This window comes from Kitasatospora sp. NPDC059722, from assembly GCF_042733235.1.
GTDB lineage: Bacteria > Actinomycetota > Actinomycetes > Streptomycetales > Streptomycetaceae > Kitasatospora.
In genome coordinates, this window is record NZ_JBHWGD010000088.1 from 20277 (window position 1) to 27777 (window position 7501).

Below are 7501 nucleotides of genomic sequence, written 5' to 3' on the forward strand. Positions count from 1 at the left end.
GCTGAGCACGACCTGCGGCACCTCGGGCGGCACGAGTGCGGCGACCGGCGGCTGCTCGATCGTCCCGCCGCGCCAGAACCCGGTCCACACGGCCCGGTTGACGTCGCCGTCCTCGAACTTGACCCACACGCCGGACTGCACGGCCGGCACGACGTGCATCCCGGCGGTCGCGTACTGCGGGACGGCCCAGATGCACGGGTCGTTGCCCAGGACGTCGTCGACCCGGACCATGACGCGGTTCTTCTGCAGCGGGTCGAAGTTGGAGACGACGACTCCGCGGTAGAGGTCGCGGAAGTCGGGCTGCTGGTTGGCGCTGGGCGCTGTCACGGGGCCACCCGGTCGGTGAAGGGGACGAAGCCGTCCCGGGCGAGGGTGAAGCTCTGGGTGTACTCGCCGCGCTTGATGTCGTGGGTGACGCTGCCGACGTAGTACAGGCCGTCGTACGCGGGGCCCGCGCCGCGCACGCCGACGAGGCCGCGCGCGGCGAGCACGCGGCCGTAGCGCAGGACGTCGAGCTTGCCCTGTCCGGACACGGCGTCGGCGGCCTGGGACGTGACGCTGACGGCGCGCAGCATCGCGTCGGTGAGCGAGCGGTCGGTGACCTTGACGAGCGGTTCCTCGCGCAGGGCGACGGCCGGGCGGGCGGCGAGCGGCGGCTTGAGGAGGCTGAGGCTGGGGATCGGCACCGAGATGCCGATCTTGGTGGTGGGTTCGGTGATGCGGACGGTGTACTGGGTGCGCGCGAGCCCGTCGAAGGAGAAGGACAGGTGCTCGACGTTGTCCGCCGCACCGGAGTTGACGGTCAGCGCGGGCTGCGGCAGGCCGATGCGCACCTCCGGGCCCCAGTAGGCGATGCTCGTGCCGGGCGCCGGCCCCGGCACGAGGTAGAAGGTGTACCCGACCTCCTGGCCGAGGCTGCGCAGGTACGCGAGGTCGGTGGACGACTGGACGGGGATCTGGTCGAGCGGGTTCGGGACGGTCGGCACGATCGGCGGGACGGCGACCGGAACGACCCCGTACAGCGCGTACTTGAGCAGGACGAGCGTGGCGCGGACGTTGTGCGGCATGGCCGGGTAGCAGGCGTGCTCGGTGCGCAGGTCCATGAGGAGGGTGAGGTCCTCGCCGGTGACGGTGAGCGTGCCGGTGCCGGGCGCGTCGCCGGGGTTGAGCTCGTGCCGGGTGATCACGCCGTCCATCAGCACCTCGGTGGAACCGGCGACGATCGCGGCGATCACCACCCGGGCGGGCGGGTCGAGCAGGCCGGCCGGCAGCAGCGTCCGGGTGATGACGGACTTCTTGCTGACGGCGAAGGTGAGCTGGAAGCCGCTGCGGGCCCCGGCGCTCGACGTCACCTGCACGGACTGCAGCGCGTCCATGAGCGGCTGCGGCGCGGGCGCGGTGACGATGTCGCCGATCCGGAGCAGGAGTTGGACGCTCCTAGCCATGGAGCGCTCCGGGGACGAGCAGCGAGGCGGCGCCCGGTCCCGGCACGGCGGGCAGTGTCACGCGCAACCGCCGCCCGGTGACGGCGAGTTCGTCCGGGTCGTCGGCCCGGTTGGCGTCCGCGAGCTGCCAGGCGAGCTCGGCGTCGCCCAGTTCGGCGAAGGCGATCCGGTCCGCCCGCTCGCCCGCCGCGACGACGTGTTCGCGCAGGAGGGTGAGGTCCTCCGGGTGCGGCAGGAAGCGCCGCCGGACGTACGTCACCGTCCGCCCGTCCGGCAGGCGGTGGGTGGCGGTCGGCAGGGCGCGGTAGCGGCTGGTGAGGGCGAACACGGCTGTCTCCTCGTGGGGTCGGTCGGACGCGTGGGGTCGGTCGGACGCGCGGGATCGTCAGACGCGCGGCGTGCCGACGTCGGAGACCGGATTGCGGACGGACTGCGCGAAGCCCTCCTTGCGGCCCTGGTAGGTCAGGTAGAGCACCCCGCCGTGGTGCTGGTGGCCGAGGTCGTCCACGGTGAGCACCCGTACGCCCACCCCGACCTTCGCCCGCACCGGGTTGAGCGCCTGGTCGAAGAACTCCTCGGTGACGGTGAACTCGGTGATCCGCACCGGCACCACCCGCTTGGGACCGAGCACCAGGACCAGCAGCGGCGACTCCATCGGCGCCACCTCGATCTGCCCGGCCCGCGCGAGGACGTCCTCGTGGCGCAGCTGCTCGACCGTCGGGTACATGCTCAACTCCAGGGCGGAGAGCACCGGGTGGAGCCCGTCCGGGTACTTCTCCGGGGCGTCGGCGGCGTCGAACTCGGCGTCGAACCGGAACTGCTCGTGCGCCGGCCCCTTGAGCCGCAGCACCTCCAGCCGGTCGCCGGGCTCGCTGCCGATGCCCTGCGGGGTGAGCGTGCGGGTGAGCGTGTCCGGGTTGTACTGGAACGGGATCGTGCGCTGCACCGTGCCGCGGTCGGGGTCGACCAGCACGAACCCGCCGCGCACCGGGTTGAACGCCTCGGGGAACGCGGTCACGGGGACACCTCCTTCGGGCTTCTCGGTACGCTCATCAGAAGGAGATCCCCGCTTCCACGCCGATCCGGAACCAGCGCACCGGGTCGGGGTCCCCGAGGCGGGTCCCGGCGCCGAGGTCCAGGCCGAAGTCGGCGGCCTTGCCGCCGTCGAAGCGGCCGCTCTGGTAGCCGGCCCGCAGCCCGCCGCCGACGAAGGGCAGGGTCCGGCGGGCGTCCGGGCTGCCGAACTCGCCGGCCGCGCCCACCTCCCCGTAGCCGCCGAGCTGGAGCCCGCCGGCGGCCGGGCGGTTGCGGTAGCCGATCCCGAAGCGGGCGCCGGCGAGGAAGGCCGAGGCGCTGCGGTAGTCCAGCGCGCCCAGGACGGAGGCGTGCGCGCCGAGGAAGAACTGCCACTCCCGGGTGCGGTCGAGCTCCAGCCCGAGGTCGGCGCCGACGGTGGCGCCCAGCGCGCCGCGGCCGTAGGAGGCGTACCCGACGCTGCCGGAGAGGCGGATCTCGGGCACGATCGGACGGGTGCGCGCGTGCAGGACCGGGCGGCACTGCGGCTGGCCGAGCTGGGTGAACACGCTGCGCAGGAAGACCGGGACGAACGAGAAGTGCCGTTCGTGGAGGAGGACGAAGCTCCCGTAGTCGAACTGGCTCGCGGTCAGCGGGAAGTCGTCGCGGATGCGCTCGTCGCCCTTCTGGAGCGGGTGGTCCCTGCGCAGCCGCGCGTTCGTCTCGCGGTACTCGTCCGGGTGGCCGAGCACCATGTGGGTGGCCTCGTGGGCGTAGGTCAGCCGGTCCGCGCTGCCCGCGAAGAACAGGGCCGTGCCGGTGGCCTGGGACACGTAGGAGCGGCCGCGCAGGCCGCTCACGGCCACGGTGTAGTCGGGCGTGCCGCCGGTGGCCTTGGTCACCTCGACGACGATCGGGATCGGCGGGCCCGCGCAGATCCCGGTGCCGCCCTCCGTCTCCACCTCGTACCAGCCGTTGAGCGCGGTGTTGACGGTGTCGAGGTATTGGGCGGCGACGCGGTCGACGAGCTTCGGGTCGACGGAGGCCGGGGCGCTCTGGCCGGGGTCGACGAGTGCGCCGGCCGCGGTGATCTCGGCGGGCGTCGCGCCCCGGAAGGCGATCGCGAGCGGCAGTGTCAGGCGGCGGGTGAGCGCGTCGTAGCGGACCTGCGCGTGGCCGGTGTCCATGACCGGCACGCCGGCCGAGGGGTTGGCCCGGGCCCGGTCGGCGTCGCCCTGGTTCCGGTACTGGACGCGGTCCACCCGGCCGTCGAAGACGAACCCGTGGCTGGTGAGGCTGCCGGGCGCGACGGTGTCCACGATGACCGACGTCCCGGTGGGGGCGCGCCGGACGACCCGGGCGGCCGGGGCGGGCGCGAGTGCGGCCGAGTGCCCGGCCGTGACGCGCTCCGCCGTGCGCTCGGCCTCGTGCTCGGCCGGGTCGTCGACGGTGCCGACGGCGAGCGGCGCGGCGGCCAGGGCCGGGCCGGCGGTGCTCTGTTGCACGACGTGCGCCAGCTCGTGGGCGAGCAGCCGCCGCCCCTCGGCGGTGCCCGGTGCGTAGCGGCCGGCGCCGAACACGATGTCCTGCCCGACGGTGTAGGCGCGGGCGCCGACGGCCCGGGCGGACGCGCCGGCGGCGGCGTCGGCGTGGACGCGCACCTGGCTGAAGTCCCGCCCGAAGCGCGGCTCCAGCACGGCGCGGGCCCCCGGGTCGAGCGGGACGCCGGGCGTGTCGAGGACGTCGTGGACGGCCTGCGGCGCGTGCGTGGGCCCGGTGCCGGTGCCGGTGCCGGTGGCGGTGGCGGTGGCGCGGCGCAGCCGGGTCTCGTCGGACTCGCACCCGCAGGCCTCGGTGCCGCAGCGCCTGAGGACGGGCGTGCGGTCGGCGGGTTCGGCGACTTCGCGGGCGGTCACGGCTGCCTCCCCGGGGCGGGCAGGCGGTCGGCGAAGTGCTGGTACAGGTGAGGGCGCAGGCGCTGGAAGGTCTCCGGGTCGGTGAGGTAGAGGGCGAAGGACTCCGCGTAGAACTCGCGCCAGTTGCGGTCGGCGTAGGTGGTGATCCGGGTGTCGCCGTCCTGGGCGGCGGCGGTGCGGAAGGCGGCGGCCTCGCCCGTGGGGAGGGCGTCGGTGAGGGTGTTCGTCCCGGTGCGCAGGTCGCGGACGAAGCGGGCGCCGGACCCGCCGCGCGCCGTGCCGACGGCGGCCCGGGCGTCGTCGTCGGCGTGCCGGACCCGGTCCCAGGCGGCGGTCTGGCCGGGCGGGATGGAGAACTGTCCGCCGCGCCGGGGCCGCCCGTTCTGCTGGAGGAAGGTGTTGCGCGCCGTGGTGGCCTGGGCGGCGGCGGTCTGCGCGGTGCGCAGGGCCGCCCAGTCGTACGCGTGCCCGAGCTCGTGCGCGATCAGCCGCTGGAAGCCGCTCCCCGGCTGGTCCGGGCCCTGGAAGGCGCGCAGGGAGCCGGCCCGTCCCTGGAAGGCGCTGTCGGCGACGGACACGGTGTGGTCCGCGAGCGAGTACTCGGCGTCGTGTCCCGAGGACAGGGAGGCCACGCGGATGAACGTGATCTGCTCGATCCGGCCGAGGACGCCGTCGGGGACGGCGGCCAGCGCGCCGAGGAGCTGGGCGTACTCGCCGTCGGTCCAGGCGGTGCCGCGGACGAACCGGTGCCGGGTGAACAACTCGTCGCCGCCCGGCCGTGGTTGGCCCTGGTCGCGCTCCGGCCCGAGGGTCGCGAGGTGCTCCACCAGCACCTCGCGCCGGACGGGCGGGCCGGGGTGCTCGACCTCGGTGAACCGGTAGGTGCCCCGGCCGCCGCCCTGGGCGGTGAGGTCGAGGCTCAGCGTGGTGCTCCGGTTCGGCGCGAGGAGCGGCGGGGCGTCGGTGACGAGGTAGCGGGCCAGGTTGGCGAGGCCCGTCCGCTGTCCGGCGGGGATGGTGGGCGCGAGCGTCACGGTGGTGTCCGGCGGCAGCGGGCGGACGGGCGGGTTGGGGCCGAAGACCGTGGCGATCCCCGCGAGTGTCACGTCGTCGGTGGTGACGCGGATCCGGGCCCGTTCGGCGGTGGGCAGGGTGTCCAGGAGGACGTTCCGCTGCGGGTCGGGGCGGGTCTCGGGCCAGCCCCAGGCGTGGATGAGCCGCTGGTGTCGGAGGTAGAGCGCGTCGGTGGTCGTGCCGGGGGAGGCGGCGGCCGCCGCGGTGAGCAGGGTGCGGACGGCGTCGGCGTAGGCCCTGCGGAGGGTGCCGCTGCGCGTCGGGTCGCCGCCCAGCACCGCGGTGATCGCGGTCGAGGCGTCGTCGCGGATCCGCAGGAAGTCCTTCAGCCGGCCGGGGACGGCGGCGGGCTGGACCCGCACCAGCGGCCCACCGCCGGGGCCCGGCGGGCCGGAGAGGCCGTAGTACTCGGCGGCGCCGCGCAGGAACCGGGTCGCCTCGTCGACGAAGAGCCCCCGGTCGGTCTCCGGCGGGGCGACCGGCTGCCCGGCGGGCTGGCGGGCGAGCCGGGGGCCGGTGGTGCGCTGCTCGACGACGTGGCCGAGTTCGTGGGCGAGGAGCCGGTCGCCGTGCTCGGTGCCCGGGGCGAAGCCGCCGTCGGCGAACACGACGTCGTGGCCGACGGTGAACGCCTGAGCGTCGGCCGCGCGGGCCGCCCGGTCGGCGTCGGCGCCGGTGTGGACACGGACCTCGCTGAAGTCCTGGCCGAGGGCGGCGCCCATCCGCTCGGCGGTGGGCGCGGGCAGGGGCGCGCCGGCGTTCTCGGCCTTCCCGCGGGCCCGGTCGGCCGGACGGTGGACGTGTTCAGCGCCCATCGCGCACCGCCCGGAAGACGGATCCGGCGAGCTCGCGTCCGGTCGACTCGGCGCCGCCGACGGTCACCTCGGGACCGTGCAGCACGCCGGCCCGGGCGGGGCGCCACGTCGCCGCCGGGGCGGAGGAGAGGAGGCGGGCGAGCTCGGTGCGCAGGGCGGCGGCGATCGCCTCCGTGGCGCCGCGCGAGCCGTCCGGGCCGTCCAGACCGTCCAAGTCGTCCAGGCCGTCCAGGCCGTCGAGAACAAGGTGGTCGATGTGCAGCTCGATCGTCACGGCCGCTCTCCTTCCCAGGCGAAGTCCCGTTCGGTCATGGGCAGTTCGAGCTTCTCGAACTCGCTGCGGGCGGCCGACAGGACGTGCGGCATGGTGATCGGCGTGCCCGCGGCGGCGGCCAGGAAGGCGGCGTTGACGGCGATGTTGCGGATCATGCCGCCGCTCGCCTGGAGCCGGGCGAGCCGGTCGAGGTCGAGACCGCCCCGCGGGGCCGGGTCCGGGAACGCCTTCGCCCAGATCGCCTGGCGCTGCTCGGGGCCGGGGAACTCGAACTCGACGACGAACCGCAGCCGCCGCAGGAACGCGCCGTCCAGCGCCGAGCGGAGGTTGGTGGCCAGCACGGCGAGGCCCCGGTAGGCCTCCATGCGCTGGAGCAGGTAGTTGACCTCGATGTTGGCGTAGCGGTCGTGCGCGTCCCGCACCTCGCTGCGCTTGCCGAACAGCGCGTCCGCCTCGTCGAAGAACAGGATCGCGCCGCCGTCCTCGGCCGCGTCGAACAGGCGGCGCAGGTTCTTCTCCGTCTCCCCGACGTACTTGCTGACGACGGCGGACAGGTCGATCCGGTACAGGTCGAGGCGCAGGTGGTGGGCGAGCACTTCGGCGGCCATCGTCTTGCCGGAGCCGCTCGGGCCGGCGAACAGCGCGGCCACGCCGAGGCCCCGGGTGATGCGCTCCCCGAAGCCCCAGGTCTCGTAGATCGTGGTGCGGTGCGCCACCTGGTCGGCGATCCGCTCCAGCGCGCGCCGGCCGGCCTCGGGCAGCACGATGTCGTCCCAGGTGACCTTGGGTTCGAGGCGCTGGGCGAGGGAGTCCAGGCGGGGCCGGGTGCGGATCCGGCAGGCCCGCCAGGCGGCCGCCGGGTCCCCGTCGGCGACGGCGGCGGCCGCCCCGATTGGGGGCCGCACCAGCCCCAACAGCCCGGCGAGCGCGGCCCTTTGTGGGGCCCGGCCCGAGAAATACCGC

At 75.0% G+C, this 7501-nt stretch carries 8 protein-coding genes; all 8 read right to left on the reverse strand.

Annotated features, from left to right (window positions below; translation table 11 throughout):
• On the reverse strand, window positions 1-327 hold a 327-nt coding region (locus ACFV4F_RS35340; protein ID WP_380508855.1), incomplete at its 3' end, for a phage baseplate assembly protein V.
• The gene (locus ACFV4F_RS35345; RefSeq protein ID WP_380508858.1) at window positions 324-1445 is read right to left on the reverse strand and encodes a hypothetical protein; all 1122 of its coding nucleotides are present in this window, start codon (window positions 1443-1445) and stop codon (window positions 324-326) included. The genes ACFV4F_RS35345 and ACFV4F_RS35340, both read right to left, overlap by 4 nt.
• Complete coding sequence (locus ACFV4F_RS35350) at window positions 1438-1773, reverse strand: LysM domain-containing protein (protein WP_380440826.1); 336 nt, start codon at window positions 1771-1773, stop codon at window positions 1438-1440. Before ACFV4F_RS35350 ends, ACFV4F_RS35345 begins: the two co-directional genes overlap by 8 nt.
• Window positions 1774-1830: 57 nt before the next feature.
• Window positions 1831-2463 carry a hypothetical protein gene (locus tag ACFV4F_RS35355; RefSeq protein WP_380508861.1) on the reverse strand — a complete coding sequence of 211 codons (633 nt, stop codon included), beginning with the start codon at window positions 2461-2463 and terminating at the stop codon, window positions 1831-1833.
• Between the two features lie 34 nt (window positions 2464-2497).
• Complete coding sequence (locus ACFV4F_RS35360) at window positions 2498-4375, reverse strand: DUF4157 domain-containing protein (RefSeq protein ID WP_380508864.1); 1878 nt, start codon at window positions 4373-4375, stop codon at window positions 2498-2500.
• Window positions 4372-6264 carry a DUF4157 domain-containing protein gene (locus ACFV4F_RS35365; RefSeq protein WP_380508866.1) on the reverse strand — a complete coding sequence of 631 codons (1893 nt, stop codon included), beginning with the start codon at window positions 6262-6264 and terminating at the stop codon, window positions 4372-4374. The genes ACFV4F_RS35360 and ACFV4F_RS35365 overlap by 4 nt, the downstream gene beginning before the upstream one ends.
• The gene (locus ACFV4F_RS35370; protein WP_380440818.1) at window positions 6254-6538 is read right to left on the reverse strand and encodes a hypothetical protein; all 285 of its coding nucleotides are present in this window, start codon (window positions 6536-6538) and stop codon (window positions 6254-6256) included. The genes ACFV4F_RS35365 and ACFV4F_RS35370 overlap by 11 nt, the downstream gene beginning before the upstream one ends.
• On the reverse strand, window positions 6535-7501 hold a 967-nt coding region (locus ACFV4F_RS35375; protein WP_380508868.1), incomplete at its 5' end, for an ATP-binding protein. The genes ACFV4F_RS35370 and ACFV4F_RS35375, both read right to left, overlap by 4 nt.

Coding starts and splice junctions, on each gene's coding strand:
- ACFV4F_RS35345 (WP_380508858.1), bottom strand. CDS start 1,445: ATGGCTAGGAGCGTCCAACTCCTGCTCCGGATCGGCGACATCGTCACC.
- ACFV4F_RS35365 (WP_380508866.1), bottom strand. CDS start 6,264: ATGGGCGCTGAACACGTCCACCGTCCGGCCGACCGGGCCCGCGGGAAG.